The organism is Guptibacillus algicola (assembly GCF_020171805.1).
Classification (GTDB): Bacteria; Bacillota; Bacilli; order Bacillales; family Guptibacillaceae; genus Guptibacillus; species Guptibacillus algicola.
Window position 1 is genome coordinate 22,566 of record NZ_JAIVAF010000006.1, and the last position, 22,811, is coordinate 45,376.

Here is a 22,811-nt window from a genome sequence, read left to right on the forward strand (position 1 = left end):
CCTCCAGACGGAAGCAGCGTTTTCTACATTAGTTATTCACTTTTAGTACACTCCAATAATGTTCACTTAAAACATCTGCAATTGCATCAACCGTTCTACTTAGCTCCTCAAGATTGTTATCGACCCCTCCCATTTCAATCAGCATCGCATTAGGGGATACATCCTGATTATATACGCCATCCACACGTTGTCCCTTTTTCCCAATTACCCCTCTACTCAGCCCAGGGTATTTCTCCTTCAATGCTTCATGAAGTTCCTTAGCTAGTTTGAGATTCTTTTCATAGTTCGGGTTTTCTTCACCTATAACAAAGACGGTACGGGCATATTTCTCATTATTGATTGTTACCGTAGTATCATTCTTCCGAAGCGCATCACGATGGATATCGATGAACATATCATAATCCGAATTACTACTCATAGCAGATTGAACGATGGTTCTAGATACATCATACGCCTTCCCGTGTTGCCACCCTTTTTCATTGAGTAATGCACCTATATTGGAATCATCCACAACAGTCCCTATCCCTCTATTTTCAAGCGCTTCACCAAGCATTTTCCCTACTAAAGTAATATTTGTTTTTCCATCGTTAGCAAGATCTCCATTCTTGTTTCCTTCAAGCCCGAGCAATGGTAAATATGATTCATAGCTATGAGAATGATAGATGAAAGCGACATCTTTGCCGTTTGTGGTCTGAATCGGTGGCGTTACAGGCTTCTTCGGATCTTGAATAATCAGCTTGTCGGATGGAACATCTCTTTCTATAAGTAGATCGTTTAAAGGTGGAACTGACTCAACAGGAAGGTTCGCAAAGCTCGTTCCTTCACCCGCAACATGGATTTTTGCATCATATAAAGCAAATCCTGGAAGCTCACTACCAAGAAGACTTCGAATGTCTCCTGGCTTTATACTAGTGATAAATTGAAAGGCGACAAGTGAGAGTGCAGGAGGCTCACTTCCTTCTGGCAGCACTTGCGTTAAATAATGATTTTCAGTGCCCATCGCATAAATCAATGCTTCATTTGAAAAGCTCGTAACCCAATCATGCATCATTGAGGATGAGAATCGATATTTCGTTTCAGATGACGAAATAAACCCAGCAACGATAAACAAACTGATCAAGCTAATGATCATAATGAATGAAAGTGTTCTTAGCATTTTGTTACTAGGATTACTAAACAGCTTTATCGTATTTTGTTTCATGCACGCTTCTCTCCCCTACCCGCTTCTTACTCTATGTCTATGAAACAAAAATCACATTAGAAGATTTTTTTGATAGCAATAGTAGATAGAAACGTATAACATTCAAAATATCTGCAAAATATATTTGATAATTGAATGTGCGAAAAGTATGATTAAGGTAGGATAGGGGAGGTGAACAGAATGGGAAAATCATCGATGTATATTGCTTCGACAATTTTGTTCCTAGTGATAGTTGTTGGCTTTACATACTGGCTTTCTACAACAGAGGAACACGCTGGTTCTGAAGGAGGCCATGGTGAGCAAACTGAAGAATCTGCTGGTGGAGACTCAGCAGGAGGAGAAGCAGAAAAAATCTACTCTCAAAACTGTGCTTCCTGTCACGGTGGAGACCTTGGTGGAGGAGCAGGTCCTGCACTAGAAGCTGTAGGTGGCAAGTATTCTAAGGATGAAATTCTCGGCATTATTAAGAATGGTAAAGGTGGCGGAATGCCAGCTGGTCTAATTCAAGGTAAAGAAGCTGAGATGGTAGCTGAATGGCTAGCTGCAAAAAAATAATATTGTGGTAAAAGGCTTTCTGTTAACCTAACAGAGAGCTTTTTATTATTATCTTTGGAAGATTGATTTTAATTATCTAGAAAGCGTTATCATAGAATAGCTTGAATTCAAGATGTTTTTGTTGAGTTATCTTCTCTCGCGATGTATAATAAAGCTGTAAAACATTATACGAACTATCTTCGGGGCAGGGTGCAATTCCCGACCGGCGGTGAAGGAACAATTTCCTTAAGCCCGCGAGCCTGTTTTTTGGGCAGGATCTGGTGTGAATCCAGAGCCGACAGTATAGTCTGGATGGGAGAAGATGGTGGAGTAGCAAGCCCTCTGTTGAAAAACAGACGATAAGCTTGCTTATTTCCCCATGCCGACTACCATGAGCCCCATACTCATGGTTTTTTTACGTGCATAGGGCCACATCTCCTTTTCGATGGTTCAAAAATCAAAGGAGCAATGTCAAAATGAAAACTGTATCAAAGACGCAGCGCATGATTGTTGTAGCGATGTTCAGTAGTATCTCTTATCTATTGATGCTGCTAGATTTTCCGCTACCAGGTTTTCCTGTATTTCTTCAAATTGATTTCAGTGATATTCCAGCACTCTTTGTGGCGATCCTCTATGGACCAGTCGCTGGTATATTAGTTGAAGCAATTAAGAATTTCATCCACTACGGAATCCAGGGAAGCTTTACGGGAGTCCCAATTGGACAGCTTGCTAACTTTATAGCTGGAATTTTCTTCATCGTACCTACTTCCATTATTTTCAGGAAGTTTAACCAGACCCAAAAAGGTCTTACGATTGGGCTCATTCTCGGTACTATCTTAATGTCAGCAATGATGGGATTGTTGAACTATCTATTAATACTACCGGCTTACACGTGGTTCATGGGGTTTGAAGCGATGTCAGCTTCAGCTCGCCAGGCACTTGTGCTTAAAGGAATCACGCCGTTTAACCTAATAAAAGGTTCAATCGTCGCTGGTATATTCATCGTATTCTTTATTAAATTAAAACCATGGTTTCAGAAACAAACCAGACTTGCATAGCAACATGAAACGCGTATCCCAGAAGGATGCGCGTTTTTCTATTGCCATATTTACCATATGAAGGGAAACTACTATCCTTTGTTGAATACGTAAAAAAAGTAGAAAAGGAGGTTCCTACTATGGTAACCATCGAATGGCTTGAGAAATCAACCATTTTAGATCTTCAACAAGCGATGTTTGAAGGAACATTAACATCTCACGAACTAGTTTGTTTTTACTTAGAACAGATCTCGAACTATAATTCTGAAATCAATGCGGTCTTAGAAGTGAACCAAGATGCTCTATTTATTGCAGAGGGTCTCGATCGAGAGCGAAGTTTACAAGGTCCAAGGGGCCCTTTGCATGGCATCCCTATTCTTCTAAAAGATAATATTAATACAGGTGATAGCATGCATACGAGTGCAGGCTCATCCATGCTTGCTAATTCATTTGGTAATGATGATGCTTTCATCGTCTCCAACCTTAGAAAAGCAGGAGCTGTCATACTTGGAAAAACCAACATGACAGAATGGGCAAATTTCATGAGCGATACGATGCCTAACGGATATAGCTCGAGGGGTGGTCAAGTATTAAACCCTTATGGTCCACGAACACTGGACGTCGGCGGTTCAAGCTCTGGCTCTGCTGCTGCTGTAGCATGTCATTTCGCCACTGCTTCTATAGGAACTGAAACAAACGGGTCTATTCTTAATCCTTCAAGCTCAAACTGTGCAGTTGGAATAAAACCAACAGTTGGATTAGTTAGCAGACAGGGAATCATTCCGATCTCATCCTCGCAGGACACAGCAGGACCTATAACTAGAAATATTACGGATGCTGCGATTTTACTCGGTATTTTATCAGGGCAAGACAATAAAGACCCTTCTACTCTAGCAGCACCAGTACAAAGTGATTATACGCCATACCTTTTCAAACCCACCTACGAGAATATCAAACTTGGTGTAATTAAAAATGGTTACTACGAGGAAATGCACCCAGAAGAACAGGAACAGTTTGATTTTGCTGTTACAGAGTTGAAGAATGCAGGGTGTTCAATCATAGAGGTTAACGAGATAACACCAGATCAGGAAGCTTTAGAAAATGACTATAATGTATTGTTATATGAATTCAAAGCAGGAATAGAGGCATACCTTGCGAACGAAACAAGATTCAAAACAAACCTTACCTTGACGTCTATCGTAGAATACAATGAGAAAAATGAAGAAGACGCATTAAAGTATGGTCAGTCCCTATTGCTTGAAGCAAACAAGACGAGTGGTACATTAACCGAACCAGAATATCTTAAAAGTAGACTGAACGACATCACAAGTGCAAAGAAAAATGGCCTTGATTCGCTATTTAAAAATGAAGGGCTAGATGCTATCTTGTTTGGTGGAAGTTATGGATCAACACTCCCCGCTAAGGCTGGTTATCCATCGATTACAGTACCAGCAGGCTTCACTTCAAACGGGAAACCATTTGGGCTCACCTTTACCGGTACACCATATAGCGAACCTCAGCTTATTAAACTAGGCTATACATTCGAGCGGCTTACCGACCAACGCAGATTACCTAAGGTTATAACTAAAACAGTCACGAAATAAATTAAGAGCCAGGCAAATGCCTGGCTCTTAATCTGTTTACTATTCGATTGTTACCCACTTAAGTGTAGAATCTGCTCCAAACTTGTGGATGTGGTAGTTCTTAACATGTTCTTTCATTAGAAGTGCGCCACCACGTTGGTAAGTAGGAATGATCGCAGTATCTTCTTCGATTAGGATACGCTCAGCTTCTTGCATCATTTCCCAACGTTTTTGCTGATCAGATTCAACTTTAGCGTCTGAAACTAACTTGTCATACTGTTCGCTAGAGTAGTCCATACGGTTGTATGCTCCATCAGTTTCAAACATGTATACGTATGTCATCGGATCTGGATAGTCTGGTCCCCAACCACCAGTTGAGATATCAAAGTCACCAGCATCTTCAAGATCAAGGAACTGCTTCCAAGGTTGTTTGTTGATTGTGATTGTAAGTCCATCTAGCTTAGATTCGAACTGTTCTTTTGCATATTCTGCAATTTTAGAAGCTAGTTCTGAGTCTGTAGTAAGGAATTCGATCTCAACTGAATCTTTTCCAAGAGCTTCTAGACCTTTCGTCCAGTAGCCAGCAGCGTCGTCAGCAGACTTGTCTGCAAGATAACCTTCTGGAGCAGGTGCTCTGAAATCTTCACCATCTAGGTACAAGAATTCTTTTGGTACAAGGTAACGTGCAGCGATTGATCCGTTGTTAAGCAATACGTTAACTAGCCCATCACGATCGTAAGCAAGGAATAGCGCCTTACGAATATCGTTGTTTGCTAGCACTTCATTCTTCTGGTTCAAACGAAGGAAGAAGATTGCTGTATCAAGAATAGTAGAGAAATCATCTCTGCCCTGGAATTGATCAACAAAGTCTGCGCTTAGGCTAACACGATCGATTTTTCCAGTTTCATAAAGGTTAACTTTTGTAGCTTCATCTTTAACGATCTTATAGTTTGCTTCTTCAAGCTTTACAGTGTCAGCATCCCAATAGCCATCGTTCTTAGCTAGTTTCCAACCTTCACCATGGTTCCATTCAGCAAGCGTAAATGGTCCGTTGTAAAGCATAGTGTCTGTTTCTAGAGAATAGTTTTCTCCTTGCTCAGCAGCAAATTCAGCAGGTTGTGGATAGAATGATGCAAATGTTAGAAGATCGAAGAAATATGGAACCTTCTGAGTTACAGTAACTTCAAGAGTCTTTTCATCTACTGCTTTAACTCCTAGCTCTTCCACTTTACCGTAAAGTGGGTCACCTTCAGTTACGATTTCATTTCCATTCTTGATACCAGCTGTTCCTAGCATAGATGCATAGCCGCCCATTGTATCAGGGTGAATGATTTTCTGCCAAGCATACACGAAGTCTCCAGCTGTTACCGGTGTACCGTCAGACCAGTTTGCGTCCTCACGAATTGTAAATGTATAAACTGTTTCGCCATCCTTTTCTTCTACTTTAGGCTCTTCAGCAGCCATACCAAGGACAGGTTTGTTATCCTTATCTAAACGATATAGACCTTCAAATACTTGGTTCATTACGTTGAATGCTACAGTATCAGTTGCCTGTGTAGTATCCATCGTTGGAATATCTTGTGTATCCGTCAGATTCAATACCTGTTCTTTACTTGTTTCTTCCGTGCCTTCTGAATCCCCTGATGCTTTTCCTTCGCTATTCGTGTTTCCAGATGTACTGGAATTTCCAGAACAAGCTGCTAGGAAAAGGCTTAACAACATGATGACAGAAAGCAATAGAGAAAACTTCTTTTTCATTGTGTTACCCCCTATTTGTTTTGCCATCCAGGTAAATTGGTTATTGATCTCTAACACTTCGAAATGGTAAAAGGAACCTTCATGAGTTCAATAACAGGGAGGTCATGTCACTCATTGTTATGTACACCTTATTCTCATGTCGAAAGAAGAAGTCAACAACCATTTAACTGAATGTTTAAACTTATTGTAAATTTCAAAAAACTTTCTGTAACCATCCAATTTAGTCTAATTGGCACCAGCCAATTTGTAAATATATGCTATAAATTCATGCAAATGGCTTATTTTCCTTATGCATCAAGGACTTTAGAGCTAAAAAGTTTTTTAAAAATTTATACAATTTTCTCTAAATTTCTCTATAATAGGGGATGAGGTGATGAAAAATGGCGAGACTCATCCTAGATTTTGATAGTAAAAAGCCACTTTATAAACAAATTGTAGAATACTATCAGAATGCCATATTTAATGGCTACCTAATACCAGGGACTCTTCTTCCCACCGAGCGTGAGCTTGCAACACAATTAGAAGTAAACAGGAGTACGATCACGACTGCTTATGCGGAACTAAGAGCAAATGGTTTAATTTCATCAAAACAAGGTAGTGGTACTCGAGTTAGCGAAGAAGCTGAAGAGCTACTCCCCAATCACTCAATTACCTGGAATAAATTACGTAATCATCACTTAAACGAAGACAGCCTAGTTTTCAAACAAGTATACCAATATATGAACGATCCCTCTTTTATTAATTTAATGACAGGAACAGCTGCACCCGACCTTTGTTTAGCAAAAGAAACACGGGAGCTTATTCCGTACACAATTAGAAGTAACAGTGCAGTATCAGTACCTTATAGTGTTTCTCGTTCATTATGTTCACTAATCAACGAAGAAGCTGACCCTCGGAACATGGTTCTCACTTCAAGTATCGAACAAGCTATCCTAATCTCACTCAAGTGTTTGCTTACCCCAGGGGACACGATTGCTGTAGAAGCACCGTCTAACTTTGCACACATCAATATGTTGTTAACATCAGGGATCAAAGTCATATGGTTTTCTATCGATAACCCTCTTACTGAACAACTAATGCGAAAAGAAAAATTAAAACTTGTAATCACTAGCCCACTATACAATCAATGCTATAACAAACCATCTACGATCAAAAAAAGAAAAGATCTATTGCAATTATGCGAGCAAGCCACAATACCTATAGTTGAGATCATTGAGGCTCCACTCCTAATCCATTCCAAAATAAATTCAATTCCTACTTACTATGAACTAGCTAGGGACCGTAAATTCGTTATTCAAATTGGACATTTTACCGGTATTGCTCCTGGAATTAGTGTCGGATGGATACTTGGACCACCCAATGTGAAGCTGCGACTTCAAGAAGTCCAAATGCAGCTTGGACTCATACCACCTCCAGTTCTTTTGGAGCTAATCGATAATATCTTGAGTTCAGAAATCATATTCGAACATCTGGATATTGTCATGATTGAGCTCCGTGAACGTAGGAATCTTCTCCTATCGATGATCGAATCTTCCTTAAAGGAGATAGAAGTCGTTGAAAGAGATGACCCTACTTCCTTATGGCTAGACATAAAAACACTTGCTACAGACAAAGAAATAGTTAAAGTGTTTCTTGAGGAACACTTGCTGCTCCTTCCCTATGTCGGCATCAACAACACGATCCGTATTAAAATCCCGTTGTTCTATGTTGATAAGGAGCCTTTACTCAGTGGTGTCCAAAGATTAATTTCAAGTATGAATAAAATAGAACAGCGCGAACTAGTCCAAGTTCAATAAAAAAAAGTGCGTTGCGCATTCGCAACACACTTTTTTTATTTATTTCTTTTTCTTTTTCCTTTTGGAATCAAGTTGCTGCCCTAACTCTATGCCAGTTCCCTGTCCCTCAGGTTGAGAAGAAGGAAGGCCTGTTGTAGATGGGTTTGCTTTTCGCTTTGCCATACGACTCACCTCCACTCCTAGCATCTCCTTTTTATGGACTTCTTATTAAAGAAGAATGAGGAATCTCAAAACCCTGCTCTGTCATAAAAACTTCTATTTGAAGCTTATGGTGATGATCGTGTTCAACTAATCCTTTTATATAACTCGTTAAACACAATGGGTATTTATCGATATAAAACGTATACTCCCACTCTTTAGGGGTAAATTCCTGGAGCTTCTCTACAACTTTTTGACGTTCTAAAATTGTTTCCTTGATCAATTCACTCTGTGACTTTCCTGAATTCGCGTACTTAGCTGCTTTTGAATTGGTATTCTCAACACTGACTGAGTTTTTTTCGAGCCTTGCTTCATTTTGAATAAAAGGAAGGCGCTCTTCTAGAAGAAAGTTGTCCCAAACTCGAAGATGAGCTACAATCTCAGCTATTGACCACTTATTTTCCTTAATCGGGCTGAAAAACATTTCTTCACTTACTTGTTTAACCGTTTCTTCTAACCAATCTGGCAAAGATGCATAGTGATCCAAAATAGAACGTCCATCATCCATGAGATAGCTCCCCCTCAGAATTAAATTATCTGCGATGTTGCCTTGTACGATCTCCGGCTATTTTCTTCCACTTTTTTCGTTCTTCGATCTGAGCTCGCTTATCCGTTTGCCTCTGAAGATACGCTAACTCCCTCTCGAACTTTTTATAATTCTCGAACCTTCTTTGATCAAGCGTCCCGTCAACGATTGCGGCATGCACCGCACACTTCGGTTCCTCTGAATGTGTACAGTCCCGAAAGAAACAGTTCTTAGAAAGGTCTTCAATATCTTGAAAGCTATTCGTCATGCTCTCGCCCGCATCCCAAAGCTGAAGCTCCCTCATTCCAGGAGTATCGATCAACACACCTCCATTTTCTAAAACCACCAATTCTCGACTCGTTGTCGTATGTCTACCTTTTCCATCATCATCTCGAATACCTTGGACTCTTTGAATGTCACTACCATATAACTTATTGATTAATGTCGATTTTCCTGCACCTGATGAACCAAGAAGTGCAACAGTTCTACCTAACCCTAGATATTCATGTAGCGTCTCAAGTCCTTCACTAGTCGTTGAACTCACAATGTGAACTGGCACACCACAGGCAATCTTCTCAACAGATAAAGCCATCTCTTCTGAATCTTCACTTAGATCGGCCTTGCTTAGCACAATAACAGGATTTGCACCGCTCTCCCATGCCATAACAAGATAGCGTTCAATTCTTCCAAGATTAAAATCCTGATTAAGAGCATTGACTAAGAAAACAGTATCGATATTAGCGGCTATGATTTGCTCATCTGTGGTGTTTCCTGCGGCTTTTCTTGAAAACTTACTCTTACGTGGGACGAGCTTGTGAATAATTGCGCTCTTCTCTTCATGCAATAGCGTAGCGAGTACAAAGTCGCCAACAGCTGGAAGTTCATCTCGAGTTGAAGCTTCAAAGCGATATTTGCCAGCGAGGTCTGCACGATACGTTTCTTCACCGTTGCTTATTACATATGAGCCTCTATGTTCTTGGATAACTCGTGCAGGGTCACTTCCTTCTACAATTGGTTCACTAAGCATATCGTCAAAAAATTCATTCCAACCTAAATTAATTAAATTCATCTAAATCCTCCTGATTAATAATGTAATAAAAAAAAGCCGCTTCTAAGCACGGCTTTTCACACATCCCTACACTTGTGGGATAAAAAAACCATGAACATGTATGCACACAGTCCATGGCCTTATTAATCAAAAGGATCTTCAGGCTATCTTGCTCATGTAATGGACTGTGCACAATATGAAATTACAATGCTATTTTTGTGATTTGACATAGTACACAGCCCCTTTCCGTTAGTAGTCCATTCATTATATGTTACTTTTTAAGAATTGTAAATGTTTTCTGAAACATTAAACCATTTCGATAACAACTGCTATGCCTTGGCCTCCGCCAATACAAAGGGATGCAACTCCATATTTACCTTTTCTTCGTTCGAGCTCTTTGACCAATGTATAGAGGACTCTTGTGCCACTTGCACCAACAGGATGACCAAGCGCAATTGCTCCACCATGTACATTTACGATCGACCGATCGAGTTCAAGTTCCTTCTCGACAGCTAGATACTGAGCTGCAAAAGCTTCATTTATCTCGACCAAGTCCATATCCTGCATGGTTAGACCAGCGTTCTTCAGCGCTTTTTGAATAGAAGGCACAGGTCCGATTCCCATAATAGAAGGGTCTACTCCTGCAATTCCCCATGAAACGATGCGGGCAAGTGGAGATCGATTGTTAGATGAAACATATTCTTCATCTGCTAAAATGACAGCTGCTGCTCCATCATTAATACCGCTAGCATTCCCGCCAGTAACGGTACCATCTTTCTTAAATGCCGGTTTAAGTGTCGAAAGTTTCTCAGCGGTTGTACCTTCTCGAATATGTTCATCCTCTGTTACTTGTGTCACCTTCTTACCTTGAATTTCAACTGCAGCAATTTCTTCAGCGAATATTCCTTCAGCTCTCGCACGTGTAGCTTTTTGTTGACTCTGAGCTGCGAATTCGTCCTGCTCTTCTCTTGAAATTCCGTACTTCTCAGCTAAGTTTTCACCTGTAACACCCATGCCATAGCCCGTGTATTCGTCAGTCAAAGTCGCCCAAAGCATGTCGTCAACTTTTGGTGCACCTAATTTTGTCCCAAACCGGCTCCCTCTAAGTACATGTGGAGCTAAGCTCATGTTATCTGCGCCACCAGCTAGAGCTGTTCTCCCTTCACCCATCATGATTGATTGTGCTGCAGACACAACGGACTGTAATCCTGATCCACACAGTCTATTCAAAGTTAAAGCAGGACTAGTGATCGGTACACCTGACTTCAAAGCAATATGTCGTGCAAGGTAAGATGCATTCGAAGTTGAATGAATGACGTTACCAATCACAGATAAGTCGATTTCCTCGGCACTAACCCCACTCTTTTTAAGTGCTTCCTTACTAGCCGTTACTCCTAAATCGGTAGGCGAGACATCTTTTAGTGCGCCACCAAAAGTCCCGAACGGGGTCCTAGCACCTTCTAAAATAAATACATCTTTCACAATATCTCCTCCATTCCTCTTTTTCATTTTACAAATGAAGGAAAGCGTTTACAACTACTATTGAGCCGTATACCCTCCGTCGATTACAGCAGCTTGTCCAGTAATACCCTTAGCTTGGTCACTAGCAAGGAACATCGTATAATCCGCAATCTCTTGAACAGATAATAGTCGTTTTTGAGGAACAAGTGGATAGATGACATCCTCTAAAACTCGTTCAAGTGGTACGTTTCTGCTCTCTGCAAGGTCTTCGAGCTGACCACGTACTAGCGGTGTATCAACGTAACCAGGACAAACGGCATTAACGGTAATACCATGCTCAGCACCTTCAAGTGCAGCAACTTTCGTTAAACCTATCACGCCATGCTTTGCGCTGTTGTAAGCTGACTTTCCAGAAAAACCAACTAAACCGTTGATCGATGACATGTTGATGATGCGACCCGCTCCCTGTTTCTTCATGATAGGAAACACTAGCTTCGTTGCAATGAAAGGCGCAACGAGCATTACCTTTGTGAGAAGCTCAAACTTCTCAGTAGGAAAGTCCTCTAAATTTGAGACGTGCTGGAGCCCGGCATTATTTATTAACACATCAACAGAATGAAATTCTTCCAACGTTTTGTCCAACATATTCTGTACTTCTTCTTCTTTCGTTACATCACAACGTAAACCAAGAGTTGTCGCGCCTTCCTTACGTATCGTTTCAGCAGCATCCTTCACCTTCTGTTCATCAAGGTCACTCAGAACAACCTTTGCCCCGTGATCTGCAAACACTTTAGCAAGTTCTTTTCCGATTCCACTTGCCGCTCCAGTGATGACGATTACTTTATCTTTAACAAACAACTGAATTCCTCCTTAACCCTTAAATTCCTAATCCAAGGCTGAATAAAATAATGGCGAGTGCTAAGCCTATGAGCGGAACGATTACAGTTAATGCTCCTACTGCACCATATGCATCTTGGTGTGATTCCCCACAAATCGCTCGAATTGTCGTCACGACATAACCATTGTGTGGAAGGGAATCAAGAGCTCCAGAAGAAATAGCAATGGTACGGTGAAGTGCTTCTGGATTCACTCCAGCATCAATATAGTGCGGGGCAATAATTGGCAGTGCAATAACCTGTCCTCCTGAAGCAGAACCTGTTAGCCCGGCAATAACACTTACCGCGATCGCTCCCCCAATTAACGGACTGCCTGGAATTCCTGTCATAAAACCTACTGCCGTTTCAAATGCTGGAACAGCCTTCGCAACGCCTCCAAATCCTACAACTGCGGCGGTATTACCAATTGCGATCAAAGCACCGAGAGTACCATCGGAAACAGCTCGACCAAAGTTTGCAAAGTATTTTCTGTTTAGCAAATATGTAGCTATGATTCCACCAAGAAGCGCTATGATCAATGCTGACTGCTTCAAGCTATCGTGGAAAATAAACGAAATGATCAAGACGATCACTAGTGGAACTAATCCCATTAGTGGATGTGGTAGAGGACGGTCCTCAACTTCTGGATCTTCATCTCTTGCAGTAAATTTCTCACCCTTTGCCACAGCTTTTGAAATCATACGTTTCAGCCACCAGTAACCAAACCCTGCCATAAACAACGCAACGATAAGACTGACTTCCCAACCAGCATATGGGCTCGTACCTAGATATTCAATCGGAATCCAGTTTTGAATTTCCGGTGATCCAGCAGAAGTCATTGTGAACGTAACAGATCCAAATGCAAGCGCTGCAGGAATGAATCGACGCGGTAAGTCAGCTTGTTTAAATAAACTTACTGCCATCGGATACACTGAGAAAGCTACAACGAACAAGCTCACTCCACCGTACGTTAAGATCGCACACGCAAGAACGATAGCGAGTACTGCTTGCTTAATACCTAGCTTCGCAACGACCCATTTTGATACACTATCAGCTGCTCCACTATCTTCCATCACTTTCCCGAAGATTGCCCCAAGTAAGAACATAGGGAACCATGATGCAACAAAACCTGCGAATCCTCCCATGTAATTACCAACAAAATTGGCTGCTCCTTCTTCTACAAGCTGTGGAAACAATGGTAGAGCACTCATTAATGCTACAAACAATGCACAAAGAGGCGCTACGACTAACAAGTTCATGCCTTTCATCGTAAGATAAATGAGTAGCAATAAACCTCCTATCAATCCAATCATACTTAACATTTTTGTTCCTCCCCCTTAAAATGCGTCATATGTAATATCTGACGCTACTACTAGTTCTGCACCAGTTGAGCTCTTGATGTCATCGAGCGTAAACCCTTTGGCTACTTCTTTTAATACTAGCCCTTCTTCGGTTACGTCGATCACAGCTCGTTCTGTGATAATCCGATCGACAACTCCTTTTCCTGTTAAAGGTAATGAGCACTGCTCCACAATTTTAGGTGCGCCATCTCGATTCACATGATCCATAATGACTGCGATTTTCTTAGCACCATGTACAAGGTCCATCGCACCACCCATTCCTTTGATCATTTTTCCTGGAATCATCCAATTCGCTAAATCGCCATTCATAGAAACTTCCATTCCTCCAAGAATAGCTAAATCAATATGACCTCCACGAATCATTCCAAAAGACTCTGCGCTATCAAAAAATGAAGCACCTGTAGTTGCAGTAACCGTTTCTTTCCCTGCATTGATTAAATCTGGATCTACATCTCCTTCTTCAGGATAAGCTCCTATGCCTAGTAAACCATTCTCTGATTGAAGTACAACGACTTTGTTTTCAGAGATATGATTCGCAACAAGAGTGGGCATTCCGATTCCAAGATTGACGTAGAAACCGCTTTCAATTTCTTGTTCAGCTCTCCTAGCGATACGCTCTCTATTATTCGTTTTTGTTGTACTCATTTCATCATCTCCTGTCCCTCGCGTACTGTACGACGCTCAATACGTTTCTCTTGTTCAGCTTCCAACATTGCCTGTACGTAAATACCTGGTGTATGAATCTGATCTGGATCAAGCTGCCCTGTTGGAACGATGCATTCTACTTCTGCAAAAGTAACTTTTCCTGCTGCGGCGATCATAGGGTTAAAATTCCTTGCTGTTTTGTTGTATAGCAAGTTACCCATCTCATCCGCCTTGATCGCCCGAACAAGGCTATAATCTGCATGAAGTGCTTGTTCAAGAACATATTCTTTTCCATTGAACACACGTGTTTCTTTCCCTTTCGCAACCTCAGTCCCTACTCCTGCTGGCGTATAAAATGCTGGTATTCCTGCACCTCCAGCACGAATACGCTCAGCGAGCGTTCCCTGTGGAATTAATTCGACTTCTAACTCTCCAGAAAGAACCTGACGTTCAAATTCTTTGTTTTCTCCTACATAGGAGCCGATCATTTTCTTAATTTGTTTTTTCTTTAATAATAGGCCAAGCCCCCACTCATCCACTCCACAATTGTTTGAAATAACGGTAAGGTCTTTTACACCTGATTCAACCAACCCTAAGATCATTTGTTCAGGTATTCCAACTAAACCAAATCCACCCACCATGATCGTGCTACCATCTTTAATATTTTGTACTGCTTCATAACCATTTCCAAATTGCTTTTTCAATCTTTCCACTCCTTTCACATTCACTATATATAATGCAAGTGCCATGCCAACTCTCACTTTTTTCAAAAAACACTGAAAACGCTTGCTTTATAGCCTTCGTCCTCTTCTAGACGTTTCCGGTTTTTCGGAATCCCGTTCTTAATGTAGGTTACATAATAGATAAAACCTTCTACACTACTGAGAAAAAGAGAAAATTCCAGAAAACCGGAACGCATTCCGGTTTTCTGGAATTTTTTAAAGATTATATTTTTTTATCTTGTCGTACAAGCTTGTTTTGCCTATTCCTAAGATTTTCGCAGCTTCTATTTTGTTATCGGAGCACTTTATAAGCGTTTTTCTGATCGCTTCTTTCTCTGCCTCTTCCATAACGTCTTTTAACTTTCGACCTGCTGCTACGATCGTCTTTTCTTCTGTTAAGTAATCAGGAAGGGACTCAACATCGAGTGTTTCACTTCTTGTGAGGTGTACGGCAGCTTCAAGTGCGTTCTCAAGCTCACGAGCGTTTCCTGGCCAGTTATGTTGAAGAAGAAATTGTAGTGCTGCTTTCTCTATCCCGAGTACTCGTTTACCAGTTTTTATAGCGATCTTCTTTACGAAGAGTTCTGCTAGAGGCTTTACGTCCTTAACTCGATCTCGTAATGGCGGAATGAACAATTGAATCACATTGATCCTATAAAACAAATCCTCGCGAAATCGTCGTTCTTCAACCATGGCTTCAAGCGGTCTATTCGTAGCCGCAATGATGCGTACATCAACTTTTTTCGGCTGAAGGCTACCAAGACGTTCTACTTCTCGATCTTGAAGGACCCTTAACAATTTCACCTGCATGTTCACAGGCATATCGCCGATCTCATCTAGGAAGATCGTTCCATTATTCGCAAGCTCGAACTTCCCAGGTTTCCCACCTTTTTTCGCTCCTGTAAAAGCACCTTCTTCATACCCAAATAGCTCTGACTCTAACAATTGATCTGGAATCGCACCACAATTTACTTTTACAAAAGGACGATTGCTACGCTCACTCAATTGGTGAATACTGTGAGCGAACAGCTCTTTACCAGTACCACTCTCACCTCGAATCAGAACGGAGACATTGCCGCTCGCAATCTGTTTAACCTTATCTTTTAACGTTTGAATCGAATCTGAGACCCCAGCGATATCTGAGAGGGAATAGCTCGCACCATTTTCTTTTGCGGTCCCACTTCGATAGTATTCAAGCTCTGAAAGAAGTCCCTTCACGTGGGTGTTCATTTGCTTCCACTGTTCAGTATCCCGAAAAATCACCGTACCAACAGCACCGATGAGTTCATCATGATGATAGATTGGAACTCTGTTGGCGATCATATAGTTTCCGCGTATATATTGAAGGTCAGCAAGCTCAAGCTCACCTGTTCTTGCTACGATATGCATACGCGTATTTTCGATAACATCCGTTACATGCTTTCCGATTACTTCTTCACTTTCCACTTCCAAGAACTCGCAGTATGTTTTGTTCATATAATCAATCACACCGTCTCTATTTACAACGACAATCCATTCGTAAGCGTTATCAATAATCTTCTCCAAAATATTGCATTTGATCGTAAGCTCACCAGGGTTCACTTTAGCCACTCCTCTTTCCTATCATTCTCTTATTGTAACATCACTCTTCCCTTCCTAATCAAAAAGACCCTTGAGTTTTCCTCAAGGGCCCTTTCTTCACTTTCGTTTGTTTTTTGCATCTAGTAATCTAGTCATTCGATCACTGTTATTCGTCTTATCCGATGGGGGCGAGGCTTTTTTATCAACGTTCTCTTTCGGAGGATCTACTTTTGAAAAGGGTCTCTTCGTAGAGCTAGTTTTTGAAGCAGATTTTAATCGTTCAAATTTCTGTGTGTTTACGTTCGTTTGAGCATGATCACTTCTAGCTACCTTACTCTTCCAGTTAACTTTTACGAGACCAAAACGACGAAGTGCGATGTCCGCAATAAATAGGAAAAGTGTTAGTAACAATAAAATCTTCCAAATTGACTGCCGCTCATTTCCTACAGGTATATTCCGAAGAAACACTTGATCAGACTCAGTCAGCACACGTCCGTTTCCCGCCTCGGCAATTGCTTCAAGCTTCTTTTGATCAAGCTCTACTGGACGGTACTCCTCATTATACGGAATCACAAACCCAGATTGATAAGCGTCGCTAACTTCGCCATTTTCCCGTTGTTCAACTTGAGCAAAATAGACGCCTGTTTCTCCTTTGAATGTTAGTTCATATTCTCCTGGAGCAGTAATTCTAAACTGAGAAGGCACTTCATTACCAGCTGAATCTATTATTTTTCCAGTGACGTCTCCTCCCCCTTCTTCATAAGCAGAAATTGATACTGTTGCCTGTTCACCTTGTTTCGTAGAAGTAAGCTCAAAGGTATCTCCTTCAAATTGGGGGAGTGTTGATGTCACGATATTGTTCCAAAAAGGTGACCACTGCTTCCAAGATGGCCAGCCTCCAGACCATTCACCACTCAGGTCACTCGTCCAAGCAATCGTCTTTCCAAGACCATATTGCCATTTTGCAAGTACAGGATCTTCTTTCTCACTTTGAAGAAGTACAGAAGCGCGCCCTTTTGGTGTTGTCGCGATATAGGCATTCATCCGCGGAACCCCGTCTTCAACGTACGGTTGCACTTCGCTTCCAGTCACAACAGGAAAGAAGGGATTGTCTTCAATATACGTTCTCGTTGTTAAAGCTGTCTCTCTAGCTAAGATACTTGGAATGGTCGAAGCATCCGACACGTTATAAAACCTTCCTTCTCCATACCCAGCTAGGTCTTCAAGAAGGATCTGATCCGCGTCTGAACCAATCGCAACAGTCGAGAGAGTGATGTCACTGTTTTCTGATGCCTGCATCATCCCCTCATAATCTGGTTGATTGTTTGCTTGGCCATCTGTAAGTAAAATGATGTGCTTTCTTTTCAACTCGAGAGGTGATAACCGTTGATAAGCAAGGGAGAGCGAAGAGAAGATTTCAGTTCCTCCACCTGCAGTCACGCTTGTCACGGTTTCAATCACGTTCTTTTTGTCCTTAATTGGCTTCGTTTCGATGATTTCCCATGGTTGATCATCGAAAGCAATAAATCCGAACGTATCTCTTTCTCTCAACAATTCAACAGAACGTGCAGCTGCTTCTTTTGCAATATCGAGTTTATATCCTGTCATACTTCCTGAACGATCAAGGACGATAACCAAACCGAGAGAAGGAATTTCTTTTTTTCCTTTCACATCCATATCGACAGGTAGGATGTTTTCGAGTGGCGTTTTGAAATACCCACCAAGTCCAAAGCTGTTCTTTCCACCTGTCATGATAAAGCCTGTTCCAAAGTCACGGACCGCTGACTCAATCATCGTCATTTGATCTTCACTAACTTGTGACCCAGAAACGTTCGCAAATAGGATCGATTGATATTCAGCAAGACCTGTGAGGGATGTTGGGAGAAGTTCTGGAGTGATTTGCTTTACGAATAAATCAGTAGAATCGAGTGCTGCTACTGCATTATCGCCCTCTCCTTTTTCACCTTCTACTACTAAAATCCTCGGGGTACCTTTAATATTCGATATCCCATAGGCTTCATTATTTTCTGGGATCGCATCTGTAATGGCGTACACTTCAGCTTTGTATTCTTTGAATCCAGATTCTGAAACCTCATCATTAAATGTAAACCGATTAACCCCGGCTTCTAGTTGGACCTCTTTCTCTATAATTTGTTCGTTTCCACCGTAAATCCTTACACTCGCTTTCATTTCTTTGTTACTTTCAACGTTTAGTTCAAGACTTGCCGTTTCTCCAGTGTAAACGTTATTCGGCACACTAAAAGACGTGATTGCTGCGTCTTCTTGTGAATCAGGTTGGAACGCTTTTACATCAACGGTAATTCCTTGTCTAGCAAGTTCTTCAGCTCGTGCTACACCGTCATGAGTAGTCTCATTTCCATCTGTTAAAAGCACCACCCTCGATCGACGAGTAGAATCTAGTAAACTTCCTGCAACGCTCAAACCACTAGCAAGATTAGTAGCGGTACCGTCCGATTCTGCAAGAAACTCAACTTTTTCTTCTTCATAATGTCGAAGGTTACGTTCCACATTCGCTCCTGCACCAAAAGTTACGATGCCAAACTCATCTTCAACTTTACTTTCTTCGAGAGCATCCTGAATATAGTTCTTCATCTCATCACTTTGGTTTTTTTGACTATCAGACCGGTCTACTACAAAAACGGTTGAGAGCTCTGTAACAGGTGTTACAATTTGCAGACCAGCAAGCGCAAAGATTAAACAAATAAATTGAAGCGACCTAAGCGAAATCAATACCCATTCCTCAGTGACGAATCTCATTTGCTTCCAGTACAAGAAGAGAGAGAATGTCACGAGAAGAAGCACTAAAAGCCAAAGGGGATGTTCAAATTGCATTCCCACGTCGATGCACCTCCCATTCGATTAATAAAATGAGAAGCCCTACTCCAGCAAATACATGCCACCACTCTACTATCCCTGATTTTGCAGCAGGTCCAGATTCTTCTCCACTAGAAAAGGATTCATTTACTTGAGGCGACCATTCACTTGATGGAATACCTACAACGAAGTTTCGTTCCGAAAACCCATCGGAACGTTCTTCAATAATCGTATACATGTCAGGTTGATAAGGAACTTCGAGACTCCAATCATCCGTTAATTCTTTCACTGTTGTTCCATTACTATCTTCTATTACAGCAACTTTCGTGCTAGAGGAAAACGGTAATTCCATTGTATGACCAGGCACATATGTACCAAGAGTGGTTTGAGTCTTACTCAGGGATTGAATCGTGTTTTGTACAAAAATCGGAAAACCAGGATGAAGGGGCCAATCGGAATCATTGATATCAAATGAAGCAACCATCATTTGTTTTCCTTCAAAATCTCCACTAAGCAAGACTGGAACGCCACCACTTTTCACAATGTGATCGAGATCGATCGAAATAGGATAAGCTGACTGAAGATACACGTCCTCCATGTTCACATACTTCAAAACGGGACGGTCTGAGCCAGTAAGTTTCGTTTCTAGTTTGATTTTCTTTTTCACGTGATAGTCTGTGCTTCCCTCCGCTACAGGTGAAAACAGCAATACTCCCCCTTTTTCAGGCCAGTTTGCTTTTTTCACTCCACTTAAGACATAAATAGCATCTTCACGTTCTGGGTATGAAAAAGAACCGTTCTCTGATGTGAGGGTTATAGGATCATATCCAAGTAATGTAAATGCTCGTTTGATAAATGGTGACACGTCACCCGCAAAATAGATTTCAGGTGTAACGTCTACATTAGAAAATGCATATTGCGTATTATCGATAGCGTAGTCATCATCTTCCTCGATATGCGCTTTGTAATAACGGTGCTCAGGTAATTCATCGAATCGAAATGTATAGGATTCACCAGCCTCGACCACGTGCTTCTTTGTTTCAATCACCTTTTTTTCATTTGAATAGATTCCAACACTGATTGATGAAGATTCCTGCGTGTTATTTTTTACTGTTGCGGTTGCTTGGTTGTTCTTCACACCAAAGGTTAGTAAGGAAAGGTTCTCTACTTCCTCACCAATATTCCTTACAACCACTTGAGACTGAACGTCACTAACCTCGTTTTCCTCTACATCATCTGAAAAAATGTAGATGCTCCCCTGTTGACCTGCTATGTATGATGCGGCGAGACTAACCGATTCAGTCATATTCTCTTCTTCATATGTAACCGAAAGATCTCCAACTAACGATTTCATTTTTCGTTTATCTGTTTCGTTTGCAAAAATTAGTTCTGGAACAGCTCCCGCCGTGACCATCGTTAAACTCTGCTCATCTCCAAGATCATCTATAAGATCGAGCACTTCTTTCTTTGCGCGTTCAAACTTTGTTTCGTCCTTACCTGCAGACATCGTAGCTGACGTGTCGAGCACGACTGCCCCTGTTTCTCCTGACATCTTATCGGTCACAACGAACGGCCTTGCGAGTGCAATGACAATGAGGATGACAAATAAAAGCTGCAGGTAGAATAAGAGGTTTTGTTGAAGTTTCCGCCACCATTTAGAAGCCTGCCACTCTTCAATAACTTGATTCCATAAAAAAGTCGAGGGGACTTGTGTTTTATCGAACTGCTTTCGAAATAAATAAAAGACGACGATCATAGCTGTTAAACTTAACATCCATAAAAAAGACGGCACTATAAAACCCATTTCATCACCTCACAAAATCCAGCCTTTCTTACGCAAATCACGAAACATCACGTTTTCAATTTCATCAGAGGCAGAGCATGTCACCATTCCGATTCCACGCTCAGAACAAAATCGCCTAAGATCATGCTGGTGAGCGCTTAGTCTTTTTCGATAAGAATCAAGAACCTTTTTGTTCATCGAAACGTTTGTTTCTTGTAAATTCTCACTATCGATTAACTTCAAGTCACCACTATAACGAGGGTTTAACTCATCCTCTGTGAGGACTTGAATCAATCGAACTTGTTGCCTTTGTGCCTGCAGTCGTTTCAATGAAGACTTAATGTCATCTAGTGGCTCCATGAAATCACTTATGATGATCGACAGTCCTGATTTCTTTGGGAGTTTGCGGATAACGTCTTTCATAAAAGATTGAGTAGCCCTTTCCCCCGTATGATTTAACGAAGCGATATAGCTTAGCAGCTTACTACTATATGCTCTACCTTTACGAAATTGAAAAGATGGCACATTATCACCAATTGGATGAAGGCTCACCCGATCATCTCCACATAGCCCCATGTATCCGAAAGCTCCAGCAATAGACTGAGCTAAGTCCCGCTTCTGCTGATCCAACACAACAGAAGATGTCGCATCTAAATAAATTGAAATCAGTAGTTCTTGCTCATCCATAAACCTCTTAATATAGTGTCGTTTTGTTCTAGCGTAGGCGTTCCAATCGATCTGCCTCAGATCATCACCAGGAGAATATAGACGATAATCTGAAAATTCAAGTGATGTACCTAGCTTTGTAGATTTCCTTTCTCCTCGGTGTGTTCCTTTTGCTAGGATTGTAGATTGGATTCTATGCTTAGGTAATCGCTGGATGACACGAGGAGATAGCATCATCTTTCTTCTAATCCTTTGATCACTTCCATAATAAGATCATCCGTTACGACACCTGATGCTTCTCCTTCAAAATTAAGGAACACTCTATGACGTAATACAGGAATAGCCACTTGTTTTATATCCCCAATCGACACGTTCGCTCTCCCAGCTAGTAATGCTCGTGTCTTTGCTACTTTAATAATCCCTTGAAGGCCACGTGGGCCAGAACCATATCGTACATTTTGTTGAATAGCTTCCGGTGCACCATCTTGATCAGGGTGGGTATTCAATACTAATGAAACGGCAAAGTCCATAATACTATCTGCAACAAGTACTTCATTCGTAAGCTTCTGAACATCAACGATGAATTGCCCATCGATCATCTTATTGAGTTCGAATTGCTCTCCACTCGTTGTACGGATTGCAATCTCTTTCAATTCACTCCGAGAAGGATACTCGACATCGATTTTGACAAGAAAGCGATCCATTTGTGCTTCAGGTAAAGGGTAGGTTCCTTCGAGTTCAATTGGGTTTTGAGTAGCTAAGACAAAGAACGGATTTGGGAGTTCTTTCATTTCCCCCATCACAGTAACCGTTTTTTCTTGCATCGCTTCGAGTAACGAGCTCTGTGTCTTTGGTGTCGCACGGTTAATTTCATCTGCTAAAACGATATTCGAGAAAATCGGTCCTTTGTGGAAAGAGAATGATTGACCTCCCCTTTCGTCAGGTTGAATCATCATCGTCCCCGTAATGTCACCTGGCATTAAATCCGGCGTATATTGAATTCTTGAGAAGTTCAAGTCCATTATTTCTGAAAGAGTTCGAACGAGCATTGTTTTTCCTAGACCAGGTAACCCTTCGAGCAAAGCGTGTCCACCTGAAAAAATCGTCCACAGGACTTGCTCGATCGTCTTCTCCTGACCTACGATGTATTTGCCGAGCTCCGCTCTGATTTCATCCATTTTCTCTCTCGTGTATGCTAGTTTATTTTCTTGTTCTTTTAAAT

Annotated in this window: 19 protein-coding genes and 1 riboswitch; of the genes, 4 read left to right on the plus strand and 15 right to left on the minus strand. The window is 41.3% G+C overall.

Translation table 11 applies throughout. The annotated features are described in order from the left end of the window. Positions 1–28: 28 nt before the first annotated feature. Complete coding sequence (gene spoIIP, locus LCM09_RS17210) at positions 29–1,201, minus strand: stage II sporulation protein P (protein ID WP_224884469.1); 1,173 nt, start codon at positions 1,199–1,201, stop codon at positions 29–31. Positions 1,202–1,381: 180 nt separating this feature from the next. Here spoIIP and LCM09_RS17215 point away from each other — a divergent pair, with 180 nt between their 5' ends. The 3 genes from LCM09_RS17215 (at position 1,382) to LCM09_RS17225 (ending at position 4,376) form a co-directional block, all read left to right on the plus strand. Further along, complete coding sequence (locus LCM09_RS17215) at positions 1,382–1,756, plus strand: c-type cytochrome (protein ID WP_224884471.1); 375 nt, start codon at positions 1,382–1,384, stop codon at positions 1,754–1,756. Between the two features lie 171 nt (positions 1,757–1,927). Then, positions 1,928–2,063, plus strand: a riboswitch (FMN riboswitch). Between the two features lie 148 nt (positions 2,064–2,211). After that, positions 2,212–2,793 carry an ECF transporter S component gene (locus LCM09_RS17220; RefSeq protein WP_224884473.1) on the plus strand — a complete coding sequence of 194 codons (582 nt, stop codon included), beginning with the start codon at positions 2,212–2,214 and terminating at the stop codon, positions 2,791–2,793. Between the two features lie 119 nt (positions 2,794–2,912). Next, positions 2,913–4,376 (plus strand): amidase family protein, encoded by a 1,464-nt coding sequence (locus LCM09_RS17225; protein ID WP_224884475.1) that lies wholly within the window; start codon positions 2,913–2,915, stop codon positions 4,374–4,376. A 39-nt stretch (positions 4,377–4,415) separates the two neighbouring features. Here the strand turns inward: LCM09_RS17225 and LCM09_RS17230 are convergent, their stop codons facing one another. Beyond that, positions 4,416–6,113 carry a peptide ABC transporter substrate-binding protein gene (locus tag LCM09_RS17230; RefSeq protein ID WP_224884477.1) on the minus strand — a complete coding sequence of 566 codons (1,698 nt, stop codon included), beginning with the start codon at positions 6,111–6,113 and terminating at the stop codon, positions 4,416–4,418. A gap of 380 nt (positions 6,114–6,493) precedes the next feature. Here LCM09_RS17230 and LCM09_RS17235 point away from each other — a divergent pair, with 380 nt between their 5' ends. Beyond that, entirely contained in the window at positions 6,494–7,909 is a 1,416-nt protein-coding gene (locus tag LCM09_RS17235; protein ID WP_224884479.1) for an aminotransferase-like domain-containing protein, read from the plus strand. Positions 7,910–7,948: 39 nt separating this feature from the next. Here the strand turns inward: LCM09_RS17235 and LCM09_RS17240 are convergent, their stop codons facing one another. The 13 genes from LCM09_RS17240 to LCM09_RS17300 all read right to left on the minus strand — a co-directional run bounded on the left by LCM09_RS17240 (position 7,949) and on the right by LCM09_RS17300 (position 22,767). Next, entirely contained in the window at positions 7,949–8,071 is a 123-nt protein-coding gene (locus LCM09_RS17240; RefSeq protein ID WP_224884481.1) for a YuzL family protein, read from the minus strand. Positions 8,072–8,102: 31 nt separating this feature from the next. After that, positions 8,103–8,615: a DinB family protein gene (locus LCM09_RS17245; protein WP_224884482.1), complete on the minus strand. Its 513-nt coding sequence runs from the start codon at positions 8,613–8,615 to the stop codon at positions 8,103–8,105. A gap of 25 nt (positions 8,616–8,640) precedes the next feature. Next, positions 8,641–9,702 carry a ribosome small subunit-dependent GTPase A gene (rsgA, locus tag LCM09_RS17250; RefSeq protein WP_224884484.1) on the minus strand — a complete coding sequence of 354 codons (1,062 nt, stop codon included), beginning with the start codon at positions 9,700–9,702 and terminating at the stop codon, positions 8,641–8,643. Between the two features lie 285 nt (positions 9,703–9,987). Then, positions 9,988–11,163, minus strand: a complete 1,176-nt coding sequence (locus tag LCM09_RS17255; RefSeq protein ID WP_224884486.1) for an acetyl-CoA C-acetyltransferase — start codon at positions 11,161–11,163, stop codon at positions 9,988–9,990. Positions 11,164–11,220: 57 nt separating this feature from the next. Further along, the gene (locus LCM09_RS17260) at positions 11,221–12,000 is read right to left on the minus strand and encodes a 3-hydroxybutyrate dehydrogenase (RefSeq protein WP_224884488.1); all 780 of its coding nucleotides are present in this window, start codon (positions 11,998–12,000) and stop codon (positions 11,221–11,223) included. A 19-nt stretch (positions 12,001–12,019) separates the two neighbouring features. After that, on the minus strand, positions 12,020–13,339 hold the full coding sequence (locus tag LCM09_RS17265; protein ID WP_224884490.1) for a GntP family permease: 1,320 nt from the start codon (positions 13,337–13,339) through the stop codon (positions 12,020–12,022). Positions 13,340–13,354: 15 nt separating this feature from the next. Continuing rightward, a complete protein-coding gene (locus LCM09_RS17270; protein ID WP_224884492.1) occupies positions 13,355–14,023 on the minus strand; it encodes a 3-oxoacid CoA-transferase subunit B in 669 nt (222 codons plus the stop codon). Beyond that, positions 14,020–14,727 (minus strand): CoA transferase subunit A, encoded by a 708-nt coding sequence (locus LCM09_RS17275; protein ID WP_224884494.1) that lies wholly within the window; start codon positions 14,725–14,727, stop codon positions 14,020–14,022. Before LCM09_RS17275 ends, LCM09_RS17270 begins: the two co-directional genes overlap by 4 nt. A 234-nt stretch (positions 14,728–14,961) precedes the next feature. Continuing rightward, positions 14,962–16,326, minus strand: coding sequence for a sigma-54 interaction domain-containing protein (locus LCM09_RS17280; RefSeq protein ID WP_404800862.1), 1,365 nt, complete (start codon positions 16,324–16,326; stop codon positions 14,962–14,964). A gap of 96 nt (positions 16,327–16,422) precedes the next feature. After that, entirely contained in the window at positions 16,423–19,158 is a 2,736-nt protein-coding gene (locus tag LCM09_RS17285) for a VWA domain-containing protein (RefSeq protein ID WP_224884848.1), read from the minus strand. Further along, the gene (locus LCM09_RS17290) at positions 19,148–20,944 is read right to left on the minus strand and encodes a vWA domain-containing protein (RefSeq protein ID WP_224884498.1); all 1,797 of its coding nucleotides are present in this window, start codon (positions 20,942–20,944) and stop codon (positions 19,148–19,150) included. Before LCM09_RS17290 ends, LCM09_RS17285 begins: the two co-directional genes overlap by 11 nt. A gap of 9 nt (positions 20,945–20,953) precedes the next feature. After that, on the minus strand, positions 20,954–21,826 hold the full coding sequence (locus LCM09_RS17295; protein WP_224884500.1) for a DUF58 domain-containing protein: 873 nt from the start codon (positions 21,824–21,826) through the stop codon (positions 20,954–20,956). Then, complete coding sequence (locus LCM09_RS17300; protein WP_263623069.1) at positions 21,823–22,767, minus strand: AAA family ATPase; 945 nt, start codon at positions 22,765–22,767, stop codon at positions 21,823–21,825. Before LCM09_RS17300 ends, LCM09_RS17295 begins: the two co-directional genes overlap by 4 nt. Between the last annotated feature and the right edge of the window lie 44 nt (positions 22,768–22,811).

Coding starts and splice junctions, on each gene's coding strand:
- LCM09_RS17225 (WP_224884475.1), top strand. CDS start 2,913: ATGGTAACCATCGAATGGCTTGAGAAATCAACCATTTTAGATCTTCAA.
- spoIIP (WP_224884469.1), bottom strand. CDS start 1,201: ATGAAACAAAATACGATAAAGCTGTTTAGTAATCCTAGTAACAAAATG.
- rsgA (WP_224884484.1), bottom strand. CDS start 9,702: ATGAATTTAATTAATTTAGGTTGGAATGAATTTTTTGACGATATGCTT.
- LCM09_RS17300 (WP_263623069.1), bottom strand. CDS start 22,767: ATGGATGAAATCAGAGCGGAGCTCGGCAAATACATCGTAGGTCAGGAG.
- LCM09_RS17270 (WP_224884492.1), bottom strand. CDS start 14,023: ATGAGTACAACAAAAACGAATAATAGAGAGCGTATCGCTAGGAGAGCT.
- LCM09_RS17265 (WP_224884490.1), bottom strand. CDS start 13,339: ATGTTAAGTATGATTGGATTGATAGGAGGTTTATTGCTACTCATTTAT.
- LCM09_RS17290 (WP_224884498.1), bottom strand. CDS start 20,944: ATGGGTTTTATAGTGCCGTCTTTTTTATGGATGTTAAGTTTAACAGCT.
- LCM09_RS17245 (WP_224884482.1), bottom strand. CDS start 8,615: ATGGATGATGGACGTTCTATTTTGGATCACTATGCATCTTTGCCAGAT.
- LCM09_RS17285 (WP_224884848.1), bottom strand. CDS start 19,158: ATGCAATTTGAACATCCCCTTTGGCTTTTAGTGCTTCTTCTCGTGACA.
- LCM09_RS17220 (WP_224884473.1), top strand. CDS start 2,212: ATGAAAACTGTATCAAAGACGCAGCGCATGATTGTTGTAGCGATGTTC.
- LCM09_RS17235 (WP_224884479.1), top strand. CDS start 6,494: ATGGCGAGACTCATCCTAGATTTTGATAGTAAAAAGCCACTTTATAAA.
- LCM09_RS17240 (WP_224884481.1), bottom strand. CDS start 8,071: ATGGCAAAGCGAAAAGCAAACCCATCTACAACAGGCCTTCCTTCTTCT.
- LCM09_RS17215 (WP_224884471.1), top strand. CDS start 1,382: ATGGGAAAATCATCGATGTATATTGCTTCGACAATTTTGTTCCTAGTG.
- LCM09_RS17230 (WP_224884477.1), bottom strand. CDS start 6,113: ATGAAAAAGAAGTTTTCTCTATTGCTTTCTGTCATCATGTTGTTAAGC.
- LCM09_RS17295 (WP_224884500.1), bottom strand. CDS start 21,826: ATGATGCTATCTCCTCGTGTCATCCAGCGATTACCTAAGCATAGAATC.